Origin of the sequence: Aeromicrobium sp. CF4.19 (genome assembly GCF_051262555.1) — a bacterium.
In the GTDB taxonomy this organism is placed as follows: Bacteria; Actinomycetota; Actinomycetes; order Propionibacteriales; family Nocardioidaceae; genus Aeromicrobium.
The window spans coordinates 46,589-68,332 of record NZ_JBIMEU010000009.1 but is presented as its reverse complement, the minus strand read 5'-3'; the positions used below and the strand labels follow the sequence as shown (position 1 = coordinate 68,332).

Genomic DNA, 21,744 nt, shown 5'->3' with positions numbered 1-21,744 from the left:
CGACGAGGCCCACCGCCGTGCGTCGCTAGGGTGATGCCATGGGTGACCTCGCGATCTTCGGGGCCGCTCTCGTCTTCGGGTTCGGCTCGGCGGTCTTCCCGGTGCTCAACGCCGAGGCGTACGTCCTGGGACTGGGCACCCTGGTCGATGAGAACCTGACGCTCCTGCTGGCGATCGTGGCCCTGTCGGTGGGCACCGTGGCCGGCAAGGCGGTCGTCTTCGTGGTCATCCGCCGCGGCTCGGAGCGCTTCCGCAAGGACCCCGACGAGCGCCGGCCCCCACGGACCCGGCTCACGGCATGGCTGCGTCGGGTCGGTGACCTCATGCTCACCCTGCTGGACAGACCGGTCACAGGGGCCGCCACCGTCTTCGTGTCCTCGCTCACGGCCATCCCACCCCTGGCCGTGGTGTCGATCGTCGCCGCACTGTCGCGGCAACGTCTGTGGGTCTTCCTGGTCATGGTGCTGCTGGGCCGGACGCTGCAGTACCTCGCGCTCGCCTTCCTCATCCACCACGTCACACCGTGAGCCGGGCGCGGTCCCGGTTCTCGCACATGCCCTAGTGTGGCGGCCGTGACTGAGAGGTTCGACTGCACCGACGAGGAGCGCCGCGGCGCCGGCCTCGACGCCGCGCAGCAGGCGCTCGACGACGGGGAGCTCGTCGTGCTGCCCACCGACACCGTGTACGGGCTCGCGGCCGATGCCTTCTCGCCCGAGGCGGTGCAGCGGCTGCTCGAGGCCAAGAGCCGCACGCGGGCCATGCCGCCGCCCGTCCTGATCGGTGCGCCCACCACGCTCGAGGCCCTGGCCTCGGAGATCCCGACGTGGTTGCGCTCGCTCACCCAGGCCCTGTGGCCGGGTCCGCTCACCGTCGTATGCCACCAGCAGGCCTCGCTCACGTGGGACCTGGGGGACACGCACCACACCGTCGCCGTGAGGATGCCCGACGACCCGGTCGCGCTGGCCCTGCTGAAGCAGACCGGCCCACTGGCCGTCAGCAGCGCCAACAGCACCGGCGAGGCCGCTGCCACCACGATCGACGAGGCCGAGGCGATGCTCGGCGACGCCGTGGCGGTGTACCTCGACGGCGGCCCCAGCGTCGGTGGAACGGCCTCGACGATCCTGGACGTCACCGGATCGGCGCCGCGCCTCCTGCGCGAGGGCCCGGTGACCTTGGAGCAGCTGCACGAGTTCAACAACACGGTGGAGCCCCCCAGTGCGTGAGTACCTCGTCGTCTTCGGCGTGGCGCTCGGCGTCACCTACCTCCTGGCGTCCATCGCCCGGATGGCCGCGATGCGCTTCGGGGCCGTGGCCCGGGTCCGCGACCGTGACGTCCACGCCATCCCGACCCCCTACTTCGGCGGCCCGGCGATGCTCGGTGGCCTGCTCGCGGCCTACCTCGTCGCCACCAGCCTGCCGTTCCTGTCGCGCAACGAGGACGCGGTCTTCGGCGACGCCCGCGCCGTCATCATCGGCGGTGCCCTCATCTGCCTGGTCGGCGTCATCGACGACCTCTTCGAGCTCGATGCCCTGAGCAAGTTCGGTGGGCAGGTGCTCGCGGGCCTGGTCGTCGTCGCGCTCGGGGTGCAGTTCCTCTACCTGCCGCTGTACAACAACTACCTCGGCCTGGACAGCGTCCAGTCGGTCATCTTCACGGTGCTGCTGATCGTCGGCACCGCCAACGCCGTGAACTTCGTCGACGGGCTGGACGGCTTGGCGGCGGGGATGGTGGCCATCGGTGCGGTGGCCTTCTTCTCCTTCGCCTTCATCCTCGCCGTCGTCAACGGCGAGACGCGTGCCATCGCCGCGGCGCTGCTCACGGCGGCGCTCGCCGGTGCCTGCCTGGGCATCCTGCCGCACAACTTCTTCCCGGCGCGGATGTTCATCGGCGACTCCGGGTCGATGCTCATCGGCTTCGTGCTGGCGTGCTCCTCCATCAGTCTCACGGGCCAGTTCCCGGCCACGAGCCTCTCGGAGGGCATCGGGGGCCAGGCCAGCTTCCTGCCGGCGCTGCTGCCGCTGTTCCTGCCCTTCGCGATCCTGGTGGTGCCGTTCGTGGACCTCGGGCTCGCGGTGGTGCGCCGCACGCGCGCGGGGCGCTCGCCCTTCAGCCCGGACAAGATGCACATCCACCACCGGCTGCTGGAGATCGGTCACTCGCACCGGCGTGCGGTGCTGCTCATGTACGCCGCCGCGGGGCTCGTGGCCTTCGGCAGCGTGGTGGTCAGCCTGTTCAGCGGCTGGGCCTCCATCATCGGGTTCGTCGCACTGGCGGTGGTCACGGCTGCGGCCGTGTTCCTGCTGCCCAGGCTCGATGAGAAGGTGTGGTCATGATCCTGCGGTCCGTCGTCCTGCCCGTGTGCGTGGTGACGGCTGTCTGCGCCGTCGTCGCCGGCCTCGGGGTCGGTGGGGAGGGCGCGCTCGGAGCCGTCCTGGGCGGGCTGCTCGTGGTGCTGTTCCTGGCCTCGAGTCCATGGATGCTGGGGCCGGTCGCGCGCAAGAGCCCGGCGCTCTCCCTGCCCTTCGCCCTGGCCTTGTTCGGCACCAAGATCATCGCCGCGATCGTCGCGCTCTACGTGCTCGTGGACCCCGACGGCGCGGGCCGCTTCGTGGACTCCCGCTCGCTCGGCGCCACCGCCATCGTGGCCTCCGTGACGTGCACGACCCTGCAGATCCGGGCGTTCCGCCGCAGCCGGATTCCCACCTATGACCTGGGCAACACCCCGTGATGACCCCCTGATAGCCTCGACTCACGTCGCCCCCCGCACACAGCGTCACGACGCCGCGGTGGGGTGCACGATGACGCTGGCCGTACGCCCGGAGCGCGACGAGAGTCGTCAGCGACCGCGCCATGAGACAAAGGTGACCGAGTGACCCTCGCCTCGACCCTCGCTGCTGTGTCGGGACCCCCGAGCCCAGGGCCCTCCGACTTCGAGTTCCCGGCCATCGCGCTCGGTGTGACCAAGCCGATGGTGCTGGCGGTGCTTTCCGTCGTGATCATCGTGGTGCTGTTCCGCGCCATGGCTCGCCCCGCCGCCGTCGTGCCGGGTCGTCTGCAGTTCGCCGGCGAGATGACGTACGACTTCGTGCGCAACTCCATCGCGCGGGAGAACATCGGCGCTCCGGACTACATGAGGTACGTGCCGTACCTGTTCGCGACGTTCCTGTTCGTGCTGGTCAACAACTTCTACGGCGTCATCCCGTTCCTGCAGTTCCCGACCATGTCGCGGTTCGGCTTCCCCGTCGCCCTCGCACTCATCGCCTGGGTCATCTACAACGTCGCCGGCATCGCCAAGCACGGCTTCTTCGGCTACCTCAAGCACACGACGGTCCCCGGCGGCACCACCGGCCCGATCCTGCTGATCATGATCCCGCTGGAGTTCTTCTCCAACATCATCGTGCGTCCCTTCACGCTGGCACTGCGACTGTTCGCCACGATGTTCGCCGGCCACCTGCTGATCGTGCTGTTCTCGCTCGGCGCGGAGTACCTGATCTTCAACTCCGGCAACCCGCTCTACATCGCGCCCGGCATCCTGTCGTTCGTCGCGGGCATCGCCATCAGCTTCCTGGACATGCTGATCATGTTCCTGCAGGCCTACGTCTTCACCCTCCTCTCGGCCATGTACATCGGCGGCTCCGTCGCCGACGAGCACTGAGTCATCAGCGCTGAGCCATCAGTGCTGGGCCGACCCCCTACCCACAACTTCATAGACTCCACCCGCGACGCAGAGTCACTGCGTCACGACGAAAGGAAATGCCGTGGAAGGCAGCCTCAACCTGATCGGACTCGGCGCGGCCGCGATCGGTCCCGGTATCGGTATCGGTCTCATCTTCGCCGCGTTCGTGACCGGCGTCGCCCGTCAGCCCGAGGCCGAGGGCCGACTGCGCACGATCGCCCTCCTGGGCTTCGTGCTCGCCGAGCAGCTCTTCGTCATCACCGTCGGCCTCGCGTTCGTCTTCGGCTGATCCACCCCGCGACCTTCTGAGAGAAGTCGTCTATGCACACCACACTCGTTGCCGCGGCCGAGGGGGAGTCCATCAACCCCCTCGTCCCGCACCTGGCCGAGGTCGTCCTCGGCCTGGTCGTCTTCGGCATCCTCTTCGTGCTGATCAAGAAGTTCGTCGTGCCCGCCTTCGAGCAGGCCTACGCCGAGCGCACAGCCGCCATCGAGGGCGGGATCGACAAGGCGGAGAAGGCACAGAAGGAGGCCGAGGCCGCGCTGGAGAAGTACACCGCCCAGCTGGCCGACGCCCGACACGAGGCCTCACGCATCCGTGAGGAGGCCAAGGAGCAGGGCGCGCAGATCGTCGCCGAGCTCCGGGCCCAGGCCAAGGAGGAGGCCGCACGCATCACCTCCACGGCCCACGCCCAGGTCGAGGCCGAGCGGTCCCAGGTCCTCGCCCAGCTCAAGAGCGAGGTCGGCACCATCGCCACCGACCTGGCCGGCCGGATCGTCGGGGAGTCCCTCGACGACGAGGCGCGCCAGCGTCGCACGGTGGAGCGCTTCATCGCCGAGCTCGAGGAGTCCTCGAACTGATGGCGACGGACATGCGCGGTATCTCGGCGGCCTCCCTGAAGGAGGTCCTGGCAGCGGTGGAGTCCGCGGTCTCCGGCGACAGCGGCTCGGCCGCGCGCCTGGGCGCCGAGCTCTTCTCCGTGGTCGGGGTGCTCGACGGCGCGGCGTCGCTGCGGCGGGTCCTGACCGATCCGTCCACCGAGGCCGAGGCGAAGCAGGGCCTGGCCGGTTCCGTCCTGGCGGACAAGGTCGCCGACGACACCATCACCGTGGTCAAGGCCGCGGCGAAGGGTCGCTGGGCGGCCGGACGCGACCTCGTGGACGGGCTCGAGACGGCCGGTGTCGCGGCCCTGGTGGCCTCGGCCGACGCCGAGGGCACGCTCGAGGCCGTCGAGACCGAGCTCTTCGAGGCGGGGCGTGCCATCAGCTCCGACCCCGAGCTGCGGGCCGTCGTCTCGGACCGGTCGGTCCCGCGCGAGCCCAAGCTCGCCCTGCTGGACCGGCTCTTCGAGTCCAAGGTCCGGCCCCAGACGTTGGAGCTGCTGCACCAGGCGGCTGCCGTCCGCACGGGCTCCTTCGAGCGGGTGCTCGCGGGCTTCAGCGAGACGGCCGCCGCCCGGCGTGATCGTCTCGTGGCGCTGGTCCGCGTCGCCTACGAGCTCGGCGACGAGGAGCTGCAGCGTCTCACCTCGGCCATCGCGGCCAAGTACGGCCGCGACGTCCACCTCAACATCGTCGTCGACCCCTCGGTCCTCGGAGGCATCGTCGTCTCCGTCGAGGGCGAGGTCGTCGACGGCACCATGTCCAGTCGCCTCGAGGCCGCCCGCCGGCGCCTCGCAGGCTGAAGCACGAACCACAGAAGGCAGGCACAGACATGACGGAACTCTCCATCCGTCCGGAGGAGATCCGCGACGCGCTCCAGCAGTTCGTGTCGGACTACTCCCCGAGCGCCAACAAGACCGAAGAGGTCGGCATCGTCTCCGACGCCTCCGACGGCATCGCCCACGTCGAGGGTCTGCCCTCGGCCATGGCCAACGAGCTGCTGGAGTTCGAGGACGGCACGCTCGGCCTCGCGCTCAACCTGGACGTCCGCGAGATCGGCGTGGTCATCCTGGGTGACTTCTCCGGCATCGAGGAGGGCCAGAAGGTCCGCCGCACCGGCGAGGTCCTCTCCGTCCCCGTGGGCGACAACTACCTCGGCCGCGTCGTCGACCCGCTCGGCACGGCGATCGACGGCCTCGGCGAGATCGAGACCGACAAGCGCCGTGCACTCGAGCTGCAGGCCCCCACCGTCATGCAGCGCAAGAGCGTGCACGAGCCGATGATGACCGGCCTGAAGGCGATCGACTCGCTGACGCCGATCGGCCGCGGCCAGCGCCAGCTCATCATCGGTGACCGCCAGACCGGCAAGACCGCCATCGCGATCGACACGATCATCAACCAGAAGCAGAACTGGGAGTCCGGCGACCCGGACAAGCAGGTGCGCTGCATCTACGTGGCGATCGGCCAGAAGGGCTCGACCATCGCCAGCGTGCGCGGCGCGCTGGAGGAGGCCGGCGCGCTGGAGTACACGACGATCGTGGCGGCCCCCGCCTCGGACTCGGCGGGCTTCAAGTACCTCGCCCCGTACACCGGCTCGGCCATCGGCCAGGACTGGATGTACGACGGCAAGCACGTGCTGATCGTCTTCGACGACCTGTCCAAGCAGGCCGACGCCTACCGCGCCGTGTCGCTGCTGCTGCGCCGCCCGCCGGGCCGTGAGGCCTACCCCGGCGACGTGTTCTACCTGCACTCGCGGCTGCTGGAGCGTTGCGCCAAGCTCAACGACGAGCTCGGCGCCGGTTCCATGACCGGTCTGCCGATCGTGGAGACCAAGGCCAACGACGTGTCGGCCTTCATCCCGACCAACGTCATCTCGATCACCGACGGTCAGATCTTCCTGCAGTCGGACCTGTTCAACGCCAACCAGCGGCCCGCGGTCGACGTCGGTATCTCGGTCTCGCGCGTCGGTGGTTCGGCGATGCAGAAGGCGATGAAGGCCGTCACGGGCTCGCTGAAGGTCGAGCTGGCGCAGTACCGCGCCATGGAGGCGTTCGCCATGTTCGCCTCGGACCTCGACGCGGCCTCCAAGGCACAGCTGGCCCGAGGCCAGCGGCTCATGGAGCTGTTCAAGCAGGGCCAGTACAAGCCCTTCCCGATGGAGCAGCAGGTCGTCTCGATCTGGGCGGCCACCACCGGCAAGCTCGACCCGGTCCCCGTGCAGGACGTGAACCGCTTCGAGGAGGAGTTCCTGGAGTACGTGATGCGTTCGCACGGCGGGATCTTCGACGCGATCCGCGAGACCGGGAAGTTCGAGGACGACACCGCATCCTCGCTGGAGGACGCCTACACGTCCTTCCTCGATCAGTTCGAGACCAGCGAGGGCGAGCGGATCAAGGTCGGCAGCGAAGAGTTCGAGGCTCTTGACGATGAGGATGTCGAGCAGGAGCAGATCGTCAAGCAGAAGCGGGGTTGATCACACATGGCTGTCTCCCTCCGTGAGTACCGCGCGAAGATCAAGTCGACCCAGTCGATGAAGAAGATCACGCGCGCCATGGAGCTGATCGCTGCCTCGCGGATCATCAAGGCCCAGCAGCAGGCAGCGGCGGCGACGCCGTACGCCCGTGAGCTGACGCGCGCGGTGTCCGCGGTGGCGACCTTCTCCGGCGTCGAGCACCCGCTCACGACCGAGAAGGAGAACCCGACCAAGGCCGCGGTGCTCATCATCTCCAGCGACCGCGGGCTGGCCGGCGCCTACTCGGCGAACGTGCTGAAGGAGGCCGAGCGCCTCGGCGAGAAGCTGCGCGCCGAGGGCAAGGAGGTCGACTACTACCTCACCGGCCGCAAGGCGGAGACGTACTTCACCTTCCGCCAGCGGGACTTCGACGCGTCGTGGACCGGGTTCTCCGATCGTCCGGAGTACGCCAACGCTCGCGAGATCGGCGACGTCCTCACGCGGGCCTTCCGCGCCGACGAGGACTCCGCCGATCAGGACAGCACGGCCGACCAGGGTCAGGACGACCCGGCGCACGCCGTCGATGAGCTGCACGTCGTCTTCACCCGCTTCAAGTCCATGCTGTCCCAGGAGCCCGACGTGATCAGGCTGCTGCCGCTGGAGGTCGTCGAGGGCACCGAGGCGCCCGAGGAGAGCGAGCTGCTGCCGCTGTACGAGTTCGAGCCGTCCTCGGCGGAGGTGCTGGACGCCCTCCTGCCCAAGTACGTCAACAGCCGCATCTACTACTGCCTCCTGCAGGCCGCTGCCTCCGAGCTCGCGGCCCGCCAGAAGGCCATGAAGTCCGCGACCGACAATGCGCAGGACCTCATCGAGAAGTACACCCGCATTGCCAACCAGGCCCGCCAGGCCGGGATTACCCAGGAGATCAGCGAGATCGTGGGCGGCGTGGAAGCGCTGTCCGGCTCCGCTGGGAATGAGTGAGAGACATGACTGCAACCGTCGAAGAGAAGTCCACCACCGGTGGCGAGCCCGTGACCGGTCGCGTCGCCCGCGTCATCGGCCCCGTGCTCGACATCGAGTTCCCCTCCGACGCCATGCCGGAGATCTACAACGCCCTGAAGGTCGACACGACCTTCGGCGGTGAGACCGAGACGCTGACGCTCGAGGTCGCGCAGCACATCGGTGACGGCCTGGTGCGCGCCATCAGCCTGCGCCCCACCGACGGCGTGGTCCGGGGCACGACCGTCATCGACACCGGTGGCCCCATCTCGGTCCCGGTCGGTGACATCACGCTGGGCAAGGTGTTCAACACCACCGGCGACGTCATGAACCTCACCGAGGGCGAGACCTTCGACCCCGAGGAGCGCTGGGGCATCCACCGCAAGGCTCCGGCCTTCGACCAGCTCGAGCCCAAGACCGAGATGTTCCAGACCGGCATCAAGGTCATCGACCTGCTGACCCCGTACGTCCTGGGCGGCAAGATCGGCCTGTTCGGCGGTGCCGGCGTCGGCAAGACCGTCCTCATCCAGGAGATGATCGCCCGCGTCGCGAAGGACCACGACGGCGTGTCGGTCTTCGCCGGCGTGGGGGAGCGCACCCGTGAGGGCAACGACCTCATCGAGGAGATGGAGGAGTCCGGCGTGCTGGGCCAGGTCGCGCTCGTGTTCGGCCAGATGGACGAGCCGCCCGGAGCCCGCCTGCGCGTGGCGCTGTCGGCCCTGACGATGGCCGAGTACTTCCGCGACGTGCAGAACCGTGACGTGCTGCTGTTCATCGACAACATCTTCCGCTTCACGCAGGCCGGCTCGGAGGTCTCCACGCTGCTGGGCCGCATGCCCTCGGCCGTGGGCTACCAGCCGACCCTCGCCGACGAGATGGGCGTGCTGCAGGAGCGGATCACCTCCACGCGAGGCAACTCCATCACCTCGATGCAGGCCATCTACGTGCCCGCCGACGACTACACCGACCCGGCCCCGGCCACGACGTTCGCCCACCTGGACGCCACGACCGAGCTCAACCGTGAGATCGCGTCGATGGGCATCTACCCGGCCGTGGACCCGCTGACGTCGACGTCACGCATCCTGGATCCTCGCTACATCGCCGAGGACCACTACGCGGTGGCCAACCGGGTCAAGGGCATCCTGCAGCGCAACAAGGAGCTGCAGGACATCATCGCGATCCTCGGTGTCGACGAGCTCAGCGAGGAGGACAAGACGATCGTCTCCCGCGCTCGTCGCATCCAGCGCTTCCTGTCCCAGAACACCTACGTCGCCAAGCAGTTCACCGGCATCGAGGGCTCGACCGTCCCGCTGGACGAGACGATCGACGCGTTCACCAAGATCTGCGACGGCGAGTACGACCACGTGGCCGAGCAGGCCTTCTTCATGTGCGGCGGTCTGGACGACGTCGACGCGAAGTGGGCCGAGATCCAGAAGAACACCTGATGGCCGACACCACGCTCCGTGTCGAGCTCGTCGCGGCCGACCGGGTGGTCTGGTCCGGCGAGGCGACGCAGGTCGAGGCGCGCACGTCCGAGGGTGACCTCGGCGTGCTCGTCGGCCACGCCCCCGTGCTGTCGGTGCTGGTGCCCGGTGTCGTGCAGATCGCCGGCACGGACGGTGAGAACGTCGCGGCCGTCGTCGAGGAGGGCTTCTTGTCCATCGCCGACGACCGCGTCTCCATCCTCAGCGAGGACGCGTTCCTGGTGAGCGAGCTGGATCGCTCACAGGTGGAGGCCGAGCTGGAGCAGGCCCGCCAGGACGAGGACGAGGCCGCGGTACGTCGTGCCGAGGCGAAGCTGCGTGGGACCGAGCTGGCCTGATCGGTCGGCACGCGGCACAGGAGGGAGAATGCCGTGCCGTGGTGGTGGTGGGTCATCGACGTGCTCGCGCTCGTCGTCGTCCTCACCCTCGTGGTGCTGGTCGCCCTGGCGGTCCGGCGCCGCTACCTCACCCGGCACGGCGGCACGTTCGACCTGAGCATCAACCGCCGCTCCACGGTCGGTTCCTCGGGATGGACGCTGGGAGTCGCCGTCTACGGCGCTGACACCCTGAACTGGTATCGGACCTTCTCGGTCCGCCTACGACCCTCCTACCGCTTCGTCCGTGGGGAGGTGCACGTCGAGGGGCGACGCCGCCCCGTGGGCGCGGAGGCACACGCCGTCCACGCCGGGCACGTGATCGTCACGACCACCAGCGCAACCGACGTCCGCCAGATGGCGATGGGGCCGGACGCGCTGACCGGACTGCTCGCGTGGCTGGAGTCCTCACCCCCCGGTCGCAGCGTCAACACGGTCGTCTGAGCCGGAGCCACTACCGGAGTGGTCCATTGACGTGGGCCGGGTCACGGCGCGAGAATGCCAGCACGGCGTCCACGACCGTGGGCGCGCGTCTCGAGGGAGCAGGACTCACATGATGAAGCGCATCGTTGTCGCCGCGTTCGCGTCCGCCGTAGTGCTCATGCCGCTGTCGGCACCGGCTCAGGCCGCCGATCTCGGCAAGCCGACACACAGCAAGGTGTCGGCCGGCACCAAGGCCATCGACTGGGAGAGCGCCCCAGTCCGGACGCAGGCCATCGACTGGGAGTGACACCGCCATGATGGCGGCCCCGGTCCACCTGGATCGGGGCCGTCGTCATGTCCAGCGGGTCAGCGTTCGCCGCCCGGCACCCACAGCACGTCGCCGTTCTCGGCGTTGGCGCACCGGGCGAGGATGAACAGCAGGTCGCTGAGCCGGTTGAGGTAGGTCGCGGCGAGCGGGTTCATCGACTCGCCGTGGACCTCCACGGCCGCCCAGGCAGCGCGCTCCGCGCGACGGGTCACGGTGCGGGCGACGTGCAGGGCACTGGCGGCGCGTGTCCCGCCGGGCAGGATGAAGCTGCGCAGCTTCTCCACCCGGTCGTTGTAGTGGTCGCACCAGGCCTCGAGCCGGTCGACGTAGTCCTGCTCGACCCGCAGCTGGGGGTGCTCGGGCTCGGCCACCACCGGCGCCCCGAGGTCCGCGCCGACGTCGAACAGGTCATTCTGGACGTGGCGGATCACCGCCACGATGTCGTCGTCGAGCTCCTCGAAGGCGACCGCCAGGCCGAGATGGGAGTTGGCCTCGTCGACGTCGGCGTAGGCCACGAGCCGCAGGTCGTTCTTGGAGGTGCGGCTGAAGTCCACCAGGTTCGTCGTGCCGTCGTCGCCGGTGCGCGTGTATATCCGCGTCAGGTTCACCATGCAGCGAGCCTAGCGTCGTGGTCGGCGTGGCCAGGGAGGGGGCGGGACGTGGGCGAACGATCGCTTCGACGGTTCGACGTCGTCTGGATCACAGCCCGTGCCACGCCACGTTACGGCGGGGTAACCTGACGGGCATGCCTGACACGACCGGATCCGACCAGCGTGGGCCCGACAAGGCTGGGCCCGACAAACCGTGGGTGATGCGCACCTACGCCGGCCACAGCTCCGCTGCGGAGTCGAACGCGCTGTACCGCAAGAACCTGTCCAAGGGTCAGACGGGACTCTCGGTCGCCTTCGACCTGCCCACGCAGACCGGCTACGACCCCGACCACATCCTCTCCAGGGGAGAGGTGGGCAAGGTCGGGGTCCCCATCCCGCACCTGGGGGCCATGCGACGGCTGTTCCAGGACATCCCGTTGTCGGAGATGAACACGTCGATGACCATCAACGCGACGGCGATGTGGCTGCTCGCGATGTACCAGGTCGCGGCGGAGGAGCAGGGGGTCGACCAGGCCAGCCTGGCCGGCACCACGCAGAACGACATCATCAAGGAGTACCTCTCCCGGGGGACGTACGTCTTCCCGCCCGAGGCGTCGCTGCGGCTGACGACCGACATGATCGCCTACACGGTGAGCGACATCCCCAAGTGGAACCCGCTGAACATCTGCAGCTACCACCTGCAGGAAGCCGGCGCGACGCCCACGCAGGAGCTGGCCTACGCGCTGTCGACGGCCATCGCCGTCCTCGACGCCGTCAAGGACGGGGGCCAGGTGGACGAGGCCGACTTCGAGAAGGTCGTCGGTCGGATCTCCTTCTTCGTCAACGCCGGGGTCCGCTTCATCGAGGAGACCTGCAAGATGCGGGCCTTCGGGCGGATGTGGGAGGAGATCACCCGGGTGCGCTACGGCGTCCAGGACCCCAAGATGCGGCGCTTCCGCTACGGAGTGCAGGTGAACTCGCTCGGTCTCACCGAGGCGCAGCCGGAGAACAACGTGCAGCGCATCGTGCTGGAGATGCTGGGTGTCACGCTCAGCAAGAACGCCCGGGCCCGGGCCGTGCAGCTGCCGGCCTGGAACGAGGCGCTCGGCCTGCCGCGGCCGTGGGACCAGCAGTGGTCGCTGCGCCTGCAGCAGGTGCTGGCCTTCGAGTCCGACCTGCTGGAGTACGAGGACATCTTCGAGGGCTCCCACGTCATCGAGGCCAAGGTCGCCGAGCTGGTCGAGGGTGCCCAGGCCGAGATCGATCGAGTGCAGGCGATGGGTGGTGCCGTCGCGGCGGTCGAGTCCGGCTACATGAAGTCCGAGCTCGTCGCCTCGCACGCCGAGCGACGCGGGCTCATCGAGGCCGGTGACATGAAGGTCGTCGGCGTGAACTCCTACGTCGAGACCGAGCCGTCGCCGCTGACGGCGGACCTCGACGCGGCCATCATGGCGGCCGACCCCGAGGCCGAGGCCAACGCCGTGGCCGACGTCGAGGCCTGGCGCGAGCAGCGCGACGCTGCCGTCGTGGAGGACGCCCTGGAGCGGGTGCGCCAGGAGGCCAAGACCGACACCAACCTGATGGAGGCCACGTTGGCCGCGGTGCGCGCCGGGGTGACCGTGGGGGAGTGGTCCCAGGCCCTGCGCGACGTCTTCGGTGAGTATCGGGCCCCCACCGGCGTCTCCGGTGCCGTGGGCGTGGCCGAGTCCGGTGGCGAGCTGCGGGCCGTGCGCGAGAAGGTCGGCTCCATCGGAGAGTCCCTCGGGACCCGCCTTCGACTCCTGGTGGGCAAGCCGGGCCTGGACGGTCACTCCAACGGCGCGGAGCAGATCGCGGTCCGCGCCAGGGACGCCGGCTTCGAGGTGGTCTATCAAGGCATCCGGCTGACACCGGAGCAGATCGTCGCGGCCGCCGTGGCCGAGGACGTCCACTGCGTCGGCCTGTCGATCCTCTCCGGCTCGCACATGGAGCTCGTGCCGGACGTGCAGCGCCGAATGGTCGAGGCGGGGATGGGCGACGTGCCCGTCATCGTCGGCGGCATCATCCCCGGCGCCGACGCCCGCCGGCTCGAGGAGCAGGGCGTGGCTGCCGTCTTCACGCCCAAGGACTTCGGCATGACCGAGATCATGGGGCGCATTGCCGACGAGATCGCGCGGGCCAACGGCCTCGACGCGAATGCGGTGGGCAGTCGGGCCTGAAGCAACAGGCGTCGTCCCTTGCTGGAACGTCCTCAGGATCTGCTCTAGCCTCGGGGTGTCGACGAGGCGAGGTCTCACGCCGCGAGAGGGGAGGACTTCTTCTTCGGCTTCTTCTTGACCTTCACGAGCTTGCGCTTCTTGACGGTGTAGCCGTCCGGGAGGGTGCCGTCCTTCATCATCCGAATGGGGCAGCGCTTGCACCGAGGCTTGCTCGTGCAGCACTCCTTCTTCGGTTTCTTCGGCTTCTTCGACACCCCCACATCGTACCTGCGCAGGGCAGCCTTGCCTGACCCGCGAGGCAGAATGGAGACACGACCATGGCAGCACTGACCTTCGTCCAGCAGCTGAACGAGCAGATCGGGCACGAGTTCGAGGCCCACCAGCAGTACATCGCCATCGCCACCTACTTCGACGCGCAGACCATGCCGCAGATGGCGGCGCTGTTCTACGGCCAGGCCGTCGAGGAGCGCGACCACGCCATGATGATGGTCCAGTACCTGCTGGACGCCGACGAGGTCCCGCGCATCCCGGCGCTCGCGGCCCCCCGGAGCGACTTCGGCGACGTCGTCGAGCCCGTCGCGCTGGCGCTGGAGCAGGAGCGGCGCGTGACCGACCAGATCAGCGCCCTGACGATCACCGCTCGAGAGGCGGGAGACCTCGCCTCGGAGCAGTTCATGCAGTGGTTCATCAAGGAGCAGGTCGAGGAGGTCGCCACGATGAGCGACCTGCTCGCCGTCGTCACGCGTTCCAAGGACGACGTGGACCGCATCGAGGAGTGGATCGCGCGTGAGGAGGGCGGGGAGGCCACCGACCCGACGGCGCCGCGCATCGCCGGTGCGTAGCCTGGCGCTCGGCCTGCTGGCCGTGCTCCTGCTCGCCTCCTGCGGGCAGGAGCCAGGGAGCGGGTCCGGCGACGGCGGCGGCTCGGAGGCGTCGACGTCCCTGACCATCGAGGTGGTCGCGGACGAGGGCGCCGAGCCCACCGAGATGACTCTCGAGTGCGACCCGACCGGCGGCAACCACCCGAACGCCGAGGCGGCCTGCGACTCCCTGGCCGAGGCCGGACCCGACGTGTTCGAGCCGGTGCCGACGGACCAGGCATGCACGATGATCCAGGGTGGTCCCCAGACCGCCACCATCACGGGAACGCTGGACGGTGAGTCGGTGGACGCCTCCTTCGACCGCGAGGGCGGCTGCGAGATCGCCCGCTGGGACGCGCTCGGCACCGAGGTCTTCGACGTCCCGCTGCAGTAGGCGTCCCGGTCGGCGGTGAGTTGATGGCGGAATCGACGGTCCGCCGCAGGCGGGCGGTGAGTGGCTCGTGGAACAAGCCACCATGGCACGAGCCACTCACCGCTGCGGCGGTGGTGGCACGAGCAACTCACCGCCCGGTGGTCCGGGCCGGGGTCGAGCAGTGGCTAGAACAGCCGCAGGCTGGGGTCGTCGATGCCGCGCAGCTCGTCGTAGTCCACGACGACGCACTCGATGCCACGGTCCTGGGCCAGGACGCGTGCCTGCGGCTTGATCTCCTGGGCAGCGAAGATGCCCCGGACGGGCCGCAGCTGCGGGTCGCGGTTCATCAGCTCCAGGTAGCGGGTCAGCTGCTCGACGCCGTCGATCTCGCCCCGTCGCTTGATCTCCACGGCGACAGCGGCACCCCCGTCGTCACGGCAGAGCAGGTCGACCGGGCCGATGGCCGTCATGAACTCGCGCCGCACGAGCGTCATGCCGACGCCGAGCGTCGCGGTGTGCTCGGCCAGCAGCTCCTGCAGGTGCTTCTCGACGCCGTCCTTGCGCAGCCCGGGATCCACGCCCAGCTCGTGCGCACTGTCGTGCAGGACGTCCTCCAGCAGGATGCGCAGCGTGTCGTCGGTCTTGGTCGCGGTGACCGTCCACTCGGTGACGCCCTCCTCGGTGACCCCCTCGCTGAGGGTGCACGGCGGACTCATCCAGTTCAGTGGCTTGTACGAGCCGCCGTCGGCGTGCACGAGCACCGAGCCGTCGGCCTTGACCATGATGACGCGAGTGGCCATGGGCAGGTGGGCGGTGAGCCGCCCGGCGTAGTCGACCTGGCAGCGTGCGACGACCAGACGCACTAGGACATGCCTTCCACTAGGACCGCGTCAGGGTGCCCAGGCGGAAGCTGAGGGACTCGCCCTCGATGCTGCCGCGGTCGGTGTTCCCGTCACCGCCGATGAGCGAGACGACACCGTCCTCGAGCTCGTAGTCGCCGGTGCGGAAGTCCTCGTTGCCCTGGAAGTCCTCGCTGAACGTCCCGTCCTCGGCGAAGGTGACCGTCCACTCGGCGTTCGGGTCGCTCCACTCGCCCACGAGGTCGGCGGCCGACTCGGGTACCTCGACGTCGGGACCACTGGTCTCCGGGGCCGGGGAGGACGGCGCGGTGGTGGTGGGAGCAGGCTCGGACTCCTCGCCGCCGGTCCCGCAGGCCGACAGGGTCAGAGCTGCTGCGGCGAGCCCTGTGGCCATCGTCATACGTGCTTTCATGATGCTCCCTGTCGTGCGAGATGGTCGGACGCTAGTGTGTCACGACCGTTCATTACCGAGGAGTAGGCATGCAGGAGATCGTCGATCGAGTCATGGCCGAGGACGAGGCTGCGGGCATCGCCCGGAGGCTGTTGTTCCCGTACCTGAACCACGCCGCCACGATGTTCGAGAGCGGGTACGCGACCAAGGACGACATCGACGCGGCCATGCGCTTCGGCTGTGGGTATCCCATCGGCCCGCTGGACCTCATCGACGCGTTGGGGGCACGAGCTGTCGCCGATGGTCTGGCACACCTGCACGACGAGACCGACGACCAGCTGCACGTGCCGGCGCCCCTGCTCGGGCGTCTCGCCGCCTCCGAGAGCACCTTCGCCGACGAGGCCGCGGCGTCCGCCACGGCCGACTCTCCCGTCGGGCACCATGCCGTGGGCAAGGTCGGCGTCGTCGGGACCGGCACGATGGCCTCTGGCATCGTCGAGGTGTTCGCCAAGGCCGGTCACGACGTCGTCTACGTCGGGCGCACCGATGAGAAGGCCCAGGCCGTCCAGGCGCGCATCGAGAAGAACCTCGACCGTGCGATCGCCAAGGGCAAGCTCGACGAGTCCGGCAAGTCCGACGTCCTGGACCGCCTCACGGCCGCCACGGAGCGCGAGGCCCTGGGCGACGTCGACATCGTGGTCGAGGCCATCGCGGAGGACCTGGACGTCAAGCTGCAGCTCTTCTCCGACCTCGATCGCATCTGCAAGCCCGGGGCGATCCTGGCCACGACGACGTCGTCGCTCTCGATCGCCGACTGCGCCGAGGCGACCTCGCGTCCGGCAGACGTGATCGGCATGCACTTCTTCAACCCTGCACCGGTCATGAAGCTCGTGGAGGTCGTCACCGCCGACGGAACCTCGCGCGAGGTCGCCGACACGGTGAAGTCGCTGTGCCTGGACGTCGGCAAGCACCCGGTCTCGTGCGGGGATCGCGCCGGATTCATCGTCAACGCGCTGCTGTTCCCCTACCTCAACGACGCGGTCACGCTGCACGAGTCCGGCGTGCCGATGGGCGACATCGACGAGGCGCTCAAGGCGACCCGGCTTCCGATGGGACCCTTCGAGCTGCTGGACGTCGTGGGCAACGACGTCTCTCTCGCCATCCAGCGCACCCTCGTGTCGGCCTTCGGTCACCCGGGGTGGCAGCCGGCGGCATCCCTGGAGAAGGTCGTGGCCGAGGGAAGGCTCGGTCGCAAGACCGGCGAGGGCTTCCACACCTACTGATCGACCGGACGTGGGGGCCGAACCGCTCGGGACTGGGCCGCTGGGTACTGGGACGTCCGTGGACGTCATCGTGGCGGAGCTCGCCCTCCCGGCCGGCGACTAGAATCGAAGGATGTCCCGCCGCCGCCGAGCCCGCCCCTCAGGGCCGTTGCCTCGTCCCGCCGTGGACGAGGTCCAGCAGCACGCCGACGGCGCCTGGAACGTCCGGCGACTGACCGGGTCGTCCTCGGCGAAGCCCTACACCTGCCCGGCGTGCGTGCGACTCATCCACCCGGGCACGCCGCACGTCCTGGTGTGGCCGGTGGAGAAGTCGCTGCTGAGCGCCAGTGCCATCGAGGAGCGGCGGCACTGGCACCAGGACTGCTGGCGGCGCCGGCTCTGAGCGCGCCGGCGCCCAGCCACCCAGTGCCCCGTGCTCAGCGGTCGTCGCGGATCGGGGGCTGCACCGCGGTGTCGTCGGCACGAACGGCCCGGATGACCTGGGTCTCCTCGTCGCTGTCGTCGGTGGCCGCATCGGCAGTGTCGTCCACCACCTCGGCCTCCACGACGTCGTCGTCACCGGGCTTGTCAGCGGACACCTCGGGGGTCGAGGTCGTCTGCGACGCCTCCGGGACGCCCGCGAAGCTCGCCACGATGTCACGCAGCTGCCCCATCTGGTCCAGGATGCCCTGACGTCGACGCTGCAGGTCCTCGACCTCCGAGCGCAGCGAGCGTGTCTGACGCTCGACGTCGGTGGCCGCCGCCGCCCGCAGGTGGTCGGCCTCGGCCTTGGCGTTGGCGACGAGCGCCTCCGCCTCCCGCTTGGCGTTCTCCAGCATGCGCGCGGTCTCGGCCGTGCTGGCCTCGCGGGCCGCCTCGGCCTGCTTCATCATGGCGCGGGCGCGCTCGTCGGCCGCGGAGGCGCGGGACTCGGCGTCGGCAACCAGCTTGCTGGTCTGGTCGGTGGCAGCGGCGTGGTTCTCGGTGGCTTCGCGGGCCAGCCGCTCCTTCTCCACGGCCAGGACCCGGCGGGCCTCGGTGACCTCGCGGTCGGCCGCGGCGCGGGCCTGCTCGACGTCGCGCTGCGCACCCTGGCGCTGTGCCTGGGCCTCCTGCTCCGCTGCGAGGCGCAGCTGCTCGGCCTCGCGGTCGGCCTGTGCGCGGATGTCGGCGGCGTGGGTCGTGGCCTCGGCGCTGCGCGACTCGGCCTCCTCCAGCAGGTCGCGGCGCTTCTGCTCCAGCTCGGTGACGGCGCGGGTGCGCAGGTCCTCGGCCTCCTTGCGTGCCGTGGTCCGCAGCAGCTCGGCGTCCTCCTCGGCGCTGCGCAGCACCTCCTCTGCCTCCCGGGAGGCACGCGAGCGGATCTCCTCGGCCTCCTGCTCTGCCAGGTTCAGCAGCTGTGCGGCGTGGCCTCCGAGGCCCGCGTAGGACGGCCGGTCGATGGCCTCGAGTCGCTCACGCATCTGCGCGACGAGGTCGTGGAGCTCGTCGTTCTCCTCCTGCAGCGCCTGGACCGTGGTGGCGGCCTCTCGCAGCTGGCCGCCGTGGTTCCGGATCCAGGCATCGACGGCGTCGGTGTCGTAGCCGCCACGACGCGCCTGGGGGAAGGAGGCCTGCTCGGACTTGCGGGCCGCATCGAAGATGGACAATCCGGACTGGTCGGACATGCTGACTCGGCTCTCTCTTCGGGCGTGGGGGTGCTCGCGAACCACCATAGCGGGACGCGACGAGGCCCCCGAGACGTCTCAGGACTTCTCGGGGGCCTGTCGCTCGAGCGAGGGGTCAGACCCCCCTGAAACGGTTGATCGCGTCCAGGTGCTCGGCCCGCAGCTCCGCGTTGCGCACGCCAAGACCCTCCTCGGGGGCGAGGGTGAGGACGCCGACCTTGCCCTGGTGCAGGTTGTGGTGCACGTCGAGGGCCGCCTGGCCGACGTCGGCCAGGGTGTAGGTGCGCGACAGCGTGGGATGGATCTTCCCCTGCGCGACCAGCCGGTTGGCCTCCCATGACTCGCGGTAGTTCGCGAAGTGGCTGGAGATGATCCGCTTGAGGTTCATCCACAGGTAGCGGTTGTCGTACTCGTGCATGTAGCCCGTGGTGGAGGCGCACGTCGTGATGGTGCCGCCCTTTCGGGTGACGTAGACCGAGGCGCCGAAGGTCTCCCGGCCCGGGTGCTCGAAGACGATGTCGATGTCCTCGCCGCCGGTCAGCTCACGGATCTTGGCGCCCAGACGCTTCCACTCCTTGGGGTTCTGCTGCGTCCCCTCCTCGTTCCAGAACTTCCAGTCCTCCTCCGAGCGGTTGATGACCAGGTCGGCGCCCATGCTGCGCACGATGTTGGCCTTCTCCTCGTTGGAGACGACGCAGATGGGCGTCGCGCCGCCGTTGAGGGCGTACTGCGTGGCGAAGCCACCCAGGCCTCCGGAAGCCCCCCAGATCAGGACGTTGTCGCCCTGCTTCATGGTGCCGCCGTTCTTGGAGACCAGCTGGCGGTAGGCGGTGCAGTTGACCAGGCCGGGGGAGGCGGCCTCCTCCCACGTCAGGTGGCCGGGCTTGGGCATGAGCTGGTTGGCCTTGACCAGCGCCACCTGGGCGAGCCCGCCGAAGTTGGTCTCGAAGCCCCAGATCCGCTGCTCGGGGTCCATCATCGTGTCGTTGTGGCCGTCGGAGGCCTCCAGCTCGACGGACAGGCAGTGCGCGACGACCTCCTGGCCGGGCTTCCACTTGGTCACCCCCGGGCCGGTGCGCAGGACCACGCCCGACAGGTCCGAGCCGACGGCGTGGTAGGGCAGGTCGTGGCGCTTGGTCAGCTCCGAGAGTCGGCCGTAGCGCTCGAGGAAGCCGAACGTGGAGACGGGCTCGAAGATCGACGTCCAGACGGTGTTGTAGTTGATCGCGCTGGCCATGACGGCCACGAGCGCCTCGCCGGGACCCAGCTCGGGCAGCGCGATGTCCTCCACGTGCAGCGACTGGCGGGGGTCCTTCTCCTTGCTCGAGACGCCCTCGAACATGCCCGCCTCGTCCTTGTGGACGGTCGCGGCGGTGTAGTGGTCGGGGATCTCCAGGGCGGCGAAGTCCTCGCTGGACGTGTCGCCGGCGAGGATGGCGTCGAGGATGTGCTGCACGGGGCCTCCAGGGTCGGATGTTGCGGAGATGTTACCGGCCCGTAGGCGTCGTTGGCTCGGGTCGGGGATGTGGGGCGGGTCACCCCGCCGTCGGGATCGAGCAGGTCAGTGCGGCGACGCGGCAGGCTCCACGAGCTCGACCAGGACCCCGCCGGCGTCCTTGGGATGCACGAAGTTGACCCGGCTGTCGGACGTCCCGCGCTTGGGCTCGGGATACAGCAGACGGACGCCACGCTCACGCAGGATGGCGCTCACGGCATCGATGTCGGTGACGCGGTACGCGAGCTGCTGCATGCCTTGACCGTTGCGATCGAGGAACTTCGCGATCGTGGAGTCCTCGGAGAGTGGGGCGAGCAGCTGGATGCAGGAGCCGGAGTTGCCGACGGCGAGCATCGCCTCGCGGACGCCCTGCTCCTCGTTCACCTCCTCGTGGACCGACTCCAGGCCGAACGTTGAGGAGTAGAGCTCCAGGGCGGCGTCGAGGTCGGGCACCGCGATGCCGACGTGGTCGATCGCGACGAGGAGGTGGGTGGGGACGACGGACTCAGGCATGCACAGCAGGGTAGAGCAGTGCGTTCGCGCTCACCCCAGGAGCCGGATCGCTGCGAACGCGACGAGGACCAGGGCGATCGGCGCGCCGATCAGCAGAGCCAGGCCCGAGACCGACGAGGGCACGAGGTCGCTGCCGCCTCGTGGGTCCCGCACGCGCGAGGAGCGTCGCCACACTGACAGGCCGCCGGGGATGCCGACCACGATTCCCGCCACGACCCACACCCAGCCGGACTGTCCCCAGTGCTGCTCGCCGAGCAGCAGTGCGAGGGCGCCCTGGGCGAGGAACCAGCCGGCCACCGCGGAGGACACCAGGCTGATGAGCGTCTGCCACCACGGGCCGGGGCGGTGCTCGTCGGTCAGGCTGGCGGCGTACTGCTTGGGCGTGCCGAACGCCTCGACGGGATCCTCGCCGGTCTCGGTGACGTGGCTCTCGACCTCGGCGACGATCTCGCCGATGCGGTCACCGGGCACGTCCTTGAGCCGCAGTGCCAGCACCAGGTTCTGCCGGTAGGTGAGCAGGGTGTCGTCGACGGTCATCGTGTGCTCCTCGAGTCGGTGCTGGTCGGGTGGGTGCTGGTCGGGTGGGGGAGCAGGCTCGCGGCCTGCGCGGTGAAGGCGTGCCATGACCCGGACCGGTCGTTCAGGTGCGCACGCCCGCGGTCGGTGACGGTGAAGAACTTGCGCCCCGGTCCGCCGACGCCCTCCCGCCAGGAGGAGGTGACGAGTCCGTCGCCCTCCAGCCGGTTGAGCACCGGGTAGAGCGTGCCGCCCTTGACGGTGCCGAGACCGGCGGCGCGGAGCCGCTGCGCGACGGCGTACCCGTAGGTCTCGGCCTCCGCCACGACAGACAGGACGGCCAGGGGAAGGATTGCCCTCACCCACTCAGTGGGCGGTGTGTCGCTGTCCATGACTAGAA

Annotated in this window: 28 protein-coding genes; 19 read left to right on the top strand and 9 right to left on the bottom strand. The window is 69.3% G+C overall.

Going from position 1 to position 21,744, the window contains the following annotated elements:
* Positions 1-38 precede the first annotated feature (38 nt).
* The 14 genes from ACHAAC_RS16005 to ACHAAC_RS15940 all read left to right on the top strand — a co-directional run bounded on the left by ACHAAC_RS16005 (position 39) and on the right by ACHAAC_RS15940 (position 10,598).
* The gene (locus ACHAAC_RS16005; RefSeq protein WP_435717316.1) at positions 39-527 is read left to right on the top strand and encodes a VTT domain-containing protein; all 489 of its coding nucleotides are present in this window, start codon (positions 39-41) and stop codon (positions 525-527) included.
* Between the two features lie 45 nt (positions 528-572).
* Positions 573-1,223 carry an L-threonylcarbamoyladenylate synthase gene (locus ACHAAC_RS16000; protein WP_435717315.1) on the top strand — a complete coding sequence of 217 codons (651 nt, stop codon included), beginning with the start codon at positions 573-575 and terminating at the stop codon, positions 1,221-1,223.
* Positions 1,216-2,334: a glycosyltransferase family 4 protein gene (locus tag ACHAAC_RS15995; protein ID WP_435717314.1), complete on the top strand. Its 1,119-nt coding sequence runs from the start codon at positions 1,216-1,218 to the stop codon at positions 2,332-2,334. The genes ACHAAC_RS16000 and ACHAAC_RS15995 overlap by 8 nt, the downstream gene beginning before the upstream one ends.
* On the top strand, positions 2,331-2,729 hold the full coding sequence (locus ACHAAC_RS15990) for a hypothetical protein (protein WP_435717313.1): 399 nt from the start codon (positions 2,331-2,333) through the stop codon (positions 2,727-2,729). The genes ACHAAC_RS15995 and ACHAAC_RS15990 overlap by 4 nt, the downstream gene beginning before the upstream one ends.
* A gap of 168 nt (positions 2,730-2,897) precedes the next feature.
* Positions 2,898-3,656 (top strand): F0F1 ATP synthase subunit A, encoded by a 759-nt coding sequence (gene atpB, locus ACHAAC_RS15985; protein WP_435717312.1) that lies wholly within the window; start codon positions 2,898-2,900, stop codon positions 3,654-3,656.
* Positions 3,657-3,759: 103 nt separating this feature from the next.
* The gene (gene atpE / locus ACHAAC_RS15980) at positions 3,760-3,966 is read left to right on the top strand and encodes an ATP synthase F0 subunit C (RefSeq protein ID WP_435717311.1); all 207 of its coding nucleotides are present in this window, start codon (positions 3,760-3,762) and stop codon (positions 3,964-3,966) included.
* A gap of 32 nt (positions 3,967-3,998) precedes the next feature.
* Positions 3,999-4,538 (top strand): F0F1 ATP synthase subunit B, encoded by a 540-nt coding sequence (locus tag ACHAAC_RS15975; RefSeq protein ID WP_435717310.1) that lies wholly within the window; start codon positions 3,999-4,001, stop codon positions 4,536-4,538.
* 11 nt (positions 4,539-4,549) lie between these two features.
* Complete coding sequence (locus ACHAAC_RS15970) at positions 4,550-5,362, top strand: F0F1 ATP synthase subunit delta (protein ID WP_435717309.1); 813 nt, start codon at positions 4,550-4,552, stop codon at positions 5,360-5,362.
* Positions 5,363-5,391: 29 nt separating this feature from the next.
* Positions 5,392-7,032 (top strand): F0F1 ATP synthase subunit alpha, encoded by a 1,641-nt coding sequence (atpA, locus tag ACHAAC_RS15965; RefSeq protein WP_435717308.1) that lies wholly within the window; start codon positions 5,392-5,394, stop codon positions 7,030-7,032.
* Between the two features lie 6 nt (positions 7,033-7,038).
* The gene (locus ACHAAC_RS15960) at positions 7,039-7,992 is read left to right on the top strand and encodes a F0F1 ATP synthase subunit gamma (protein ID WP_435717307.1); all 954 of its coding nucleotides are present in this window, start codon (positions 7,039-7,041) and stop codon (positions 7,990-7,992) included.
* A 5-nt stretch (positions 7,993-7,997) separates the two neighbouring features.
* Positions 7,998-9,455, top strand: a complete 1,458-nt coding sequence (gene atpD, locus ACHAAC_RS15955; RefSeq protein ID WP_435717306.1) for a F0F1 ATP synthase subunit beta — start codon at positions 7,998-8,000, stop codon at positions 9,453-9,455.
* On the top strand, positions 9,455-9,832 hold the full coding sequence (locus ACHAAC_RS15950; RefSeq protein WP_435717305.1) for a F0F1 ATP synthase subunit epsilon: 378 nt from the start codon (positions 9,455-9,457) through the stop codon (positions 9,830-9,832). The genes atpD and ACHAAC_RS15950 overlap by 1 nt, the downstream gene beginning before the upstream one ends.
* A gap of 33 nt (positions 9,833-9,865) precedes the next feature.
* Complete coding sequence (locus ACHAAC_RS15945; protein ID WP_435717304.1) at positions 9,866-10,312, top strand: DUF2550 domain-containing protein; 447 nt, start codon at positions 9,866-9,868, stop codon at positions 10,310-10,312.
* A gap of 109 nt (positions 10,313-10,421) precedes the next feature.
* Positions 10,422-10,598: a hypothetical protein gene (locus tag ACHAAC_RS15940; RefSeq protein WP_435717303.1), complete on the top strand. Its 177-nt coding sequence runs from the start codon at positions 10,422-10,424 to the stop codon at positions 10,596-10,598.
* A gap of 59 nt (positions 10,599-10,657) precedes the next feature.
* Here ACHAAC_RS15940 and ACHAAC_RS15935 read toward each other — a convergent pair whose 3' ends face one another.
* Positions 10,658-11,230 (bottom strand): cob(I)yrinic acid a,c-diamide adenosyltransferase, encoded by a 573-nt coding sequence (locus ACHAAC_RS15935; protein WP_435717302.1) that lies wholly within the window; start codon positions 11,228-11,230, stop codon positions 10,658-10,660.
* A 134-nt stretch (positions 11,231-11,364) separates the two neighbouring features.
* Here ACHAAC_RS15935 and ACHAAC_RS15930 point away from each other — a divergent pair, with 134 nt between their 5' ends.
* A complete protein-coding gene (locus tag ACHAAC_RS15930; RefSeq protein WP_435717301.1) occupies positions 11,365-13,407 on the top strand; it encodes a protein meaA in 2,043 nt (680 codons plus the stop codon).
* 74 nt (positions 13,408-13,481) lie between these two features.
* On the opposite strand, the gene ACHAAC_RS15925 is transcribed toward ACHAAC_RS15930, so the two are convergent.
* Complete coding sequence (locus ACHAAC_RS15925; protein ID WP_435717300.1) at positions 13,482-13,661, bottom strand: hypothetical protein; 180 nt, start codon at positions 13,659-13,661, stop codon at positions 13,482-13,484.
* A gap of 63 nt (positions 13,662-13,724) precedes the next feature.
* Between ACHAAC_RS15925 and ACHAAC_RS15920 the strand changes: the two genes are divergently transcribed.
* Together ACHAAC_RS15920 and ACHAAC_RS15915 are read left to right on the top strand one after the other, a co-directional pair.
* The gene (locus tag ACHAAC_RS15920; protein WP_435717299.1) at positions 13,725-14,249 is read left to right on the top strand and encodes a ferritin; all 525 of its coding nucleotides are present in this window, start codon (positions 13,725-13,727) and stop codon (positions 14,247-14,249) included.
* A complete protein-coding gene (locus tag ACHAAC_RS15915) occupies positions 14,242-14,661 on the top strand; it encodes an SSI family serine proteinase inhibitor (protein WP_435717298.1) in 420 nt (139 codons plus the stop codon). The genes ACHAAC_RS15920 and ACHAAC_RS15915 overlap by 8 nt, the downstream gene beginning before the upstream one ends.
* Positions 14,662-14,825: 164 nt before the next feature.
* Here the strand turns inward: ACHAAC_RS15915 and nucS are convergent, their stop codons facing one another.
* Together nucS and ACHAAC_RS15905 are read right to left on the bottom strand one after the other, a co-directional pair.
* Positions 14,826-15,503: an endonuclease NucS gene (gene nucS / locus ACHAAC_RS15910; protein ID WP_435717297.1), complete on the bottom strand. Its 678-nt coding sequence runs from the start codon at positions 15,501-15,503 to the stop codon at positions 14,826-14,828.
* Positions 15,504-15,519: 16 nt separating this feature from the next.
* Positions 15,520-15,912 carry a hypothetical protein gene (locus ACHAAC_RS15905; RefSeq protein WP_435717296.1) on the bottom strand — a complete coding sequence of 131 codons (393 nt, stop codon included), beginning with the start codon at positions 15,910-15,912 and terminating at the stop codon, positions 15,520-15,522.
* Positions 15,913-15,980: 68 nt separating this feature from the next.
* Between ACHAAC_RS15905 and ACHAAC_RS15900 the strand changes: the two genes are divergently transcribed.
* Both ACHAAC_RS15900 and ACHAAC_RS15895 read left to right on the top strand, forming a co-directional pair.
* The gene (locus tag ACHAAC_RS15900) at positions 15,981-17,174 is read left to right on the top strand and encodes a 3-hydroxyacyl-CoA dehydrogenase NAD-binding domain-containing protein (RefSeq protein WP_435717295.1); all 1,194 of its coding nucleotides are present in this window, start codon (positions 15,981-15,983) and stop codon (positions 17,172-17,174) included.
* Between the two features lie 112 nt (positions 17,175-17,286).
* Positions 17,287-17,556 carry a hypothetical protein gene (locus tag ACHAAC_RS15895; RefSeq protein WP_435717294.1) on the top strand — a complete coding sequence of 90 codons (270 nt, stop codon included), beginning with the start codon at positions 17,287-17,289 and terminating at the stop codon, positions 17,554-17,556.
* Between the two features lie 34 nt (positions 17,557-17,590).
* Here the strand turns inward: ACHAAC_RS15895 and ACHAAC_RS15890 are convergent, their stop codons facing one another.
* The 5 genes from ACHAAC_RS15890 to ACHAAC_RS15870 all read right to left on the bottom strand — a co-directional run bounded on the left by ACHAAC_RS15890 (position 17,591) and on the right by ACHAAC_RS15870 (position 21,736).
* Positions 17,591-18,820, bottom strand: coding sequence for a DivIVA domain-containing protein (locus tag ACHAAC_RS15890; RefSeq protein WP_435717293.1), 1,230 nt, complete (start codon positions 18,818-18,820; stop codon positions 17,591-17,593).
* 115 nt (positions 18,821-18,935) lie between these two features.
* Positions 18,936-20,276 (bottom strand): crotonyl-CoA carboxylase/reductase, encoded by a 1,341-nt coding sequence (ccrA, locus tag ACHAAC_RS15885; RefSeq protein WP_435717292.1) that lies wholly within the window; start codon positions 20,274-20,276, stop codon positions 18,936-18,938.
* Between the two features lie 105 nt (positions 20,277-20,381).
* Positions 20,382-20,828 (bottom strand): methylmalonyl-CoA epimerase, encoded by a 447-nt coding sequence (gene mce, locus ACHAAC_RS15880; protein WP_435717291.1) that lies wholly within the window; start codon positions 20,826-20,828, stop codon positions 20,382-20,384.
* Between the two features lie 30 nt (positions 20,829-20,858).
* A complete protein-coding gene (locus ACHAAC_RS15875) occupies positions 20,859-21,365 on the bottom strand; it encodes an HAAS signaling domain-containing protein (protein ID WP_435717290.1) in 507 nt (168 codons plus the stop codon).
* Positions 21,362-21,736, bottom strand: a complete 375-nt coding sequence (locus tag ACHAAC_RS15870) for a PadR family transcriptional regulator (protein ID WP_435717289.1) — start codon at positions 21,734-21,736, stop codon at positions 21,362-21,364. The genes ACHAAC_RS15875 and ACHAAC_RS15870 overlap by 4 nt, the downstream gene beginning before the upstream one ends.
* Between the last annotated feature and the right edge of the window lie 8 nt (positions 21,737-21,744).

Coding starts and splice junctions, on each gene's coding strand:
- ACHAAC_RS15900 (WP_435717295.1), top strand. CDS start 15,981: ATGCAGGAGATCGTCGATCGAGTCATGGCCGAGGACGAGGCTGCGGGC.
- atpD (WP_435717306.1), top strand. CDS start 7,998: ATGACTGCAACCGTCGAAGAGAAGTCCACCACCGGTGGCGAGCCCGTG.
- ACHAAC_RS15930 (WP_435717301.1), top strand. CDS start 11,365: ATGCCTGACACGACCGGATCCGACCAGCGTGGGCCCGACAAGGCTGGG.
- ACHAAC_RS15970 (WP_435717309.1), top strand. CDS start 4,550: ATGCGCGGTATCTCGGCGGCCTCCCTGAAGGAGGTCCTGGCAGCGGTG.
- ACHAAC_RS15935 (WP_435717302.1), bottom strand. CDS start 11,230: ATGGTGAACCTGACGCGGATATACACGCGCACCGGCGACGACGGCACG.
- ACHAAC_RS15875 (WP_435717290.1), bottom strand. CDS start 21,365: ATGACCGTCGACGACACCCTGCTCACCTACCGGCAGAACCTGGTGCTG.
- ACHAAC_RS15990 (WP_435717313.1), top strand. CDS start 2,331: ATGATCCTGCGGTCCGTCGTCCTGCCCGTGTGCGTGGTGACGGCTGTC.
- ACHAAC_RS15975 (WP_435717310.1), top strand. CDS start 3,999: ATGCACACCACACTCGTTGCCGCGGCCGAGGGGGAGTCCATCAACCCC.
- ACHAAC_RS15950 (WP_435717305.1), top strand. CDS start 9,455: ATGGCCGACACCACGCTCCGTGTCGAGCTCGTCGCGGCCGACCGGGTG.
- ACHAAC_RS16005 (WP_435717316.1), top strand. CDS start 39: ATGGGTGACCTCGCGATCTTCGGGGCCGCTCTCGTCTTCGGGTTCGGC.
- ACHAAC_RS15940 (WP_435717303.1), top strand. CDS start 10,422: ATGATGAAGCGCATCGTTGTCGCCGCGTTCGCGTCCGCCGTAGTGCTC.
- ACHAAC_RS15905 (WP_435717296.1), bottom strand. CDS start 15,912: ATGAAAGCACGTATGACGATGGCCACAGGGCTCGCCGCAGCAGCTCTG.
- mce (WP_435717291.1), bottom strand. CDS start 20,828: ATGCCTGAGTCCGTCGTCCCCACCCACCTCCTCGTCGCGATCGACCAC.
- ACHAAC_RS15870 (WP_435717289.1), bottom strand. CDS start 21,736: ATGGACAGCGACACACCGCCCACTGAGTGGGTGAGGGCAATCCTTCCC.
- ACHAAC_RS15960 (WP_435717307.1), top strand. CDS start 7,039: ATGGCTGTCTCCCTCCGTGAGTACCGCGCGAAGATCAAGTCGACCCAG.
- atpA (WP_435717308.1), top strand. CDS start 5,392: ATGACGGAACTCTCCATCCGTCCGGAGGAGATCCGCGACGCGCTCCAG.
- ACHAAC_RS15920 (WP_435717299.1), top strand. CDS start 13,725: ATGGCAGCACTGACCTTCGTCCAGCAGCTGAACGAGCAGATCGGGCAC.
- ACHAAC_RS15890 (WP_435717293.1), bottom strand. CDS start 18,820: ATGTCCGACCAGTCCGGATTGTCCATCTTCGATGCGGCCCGCAAGTCC.
- ACHAAC_RS15895 (WP_435717294.1), top strand. CDS start 17,287: ATGTCCCGCCGCCGCCGAGCCCGCCCCTCAGGGCCGTTGCCTCGTCCC.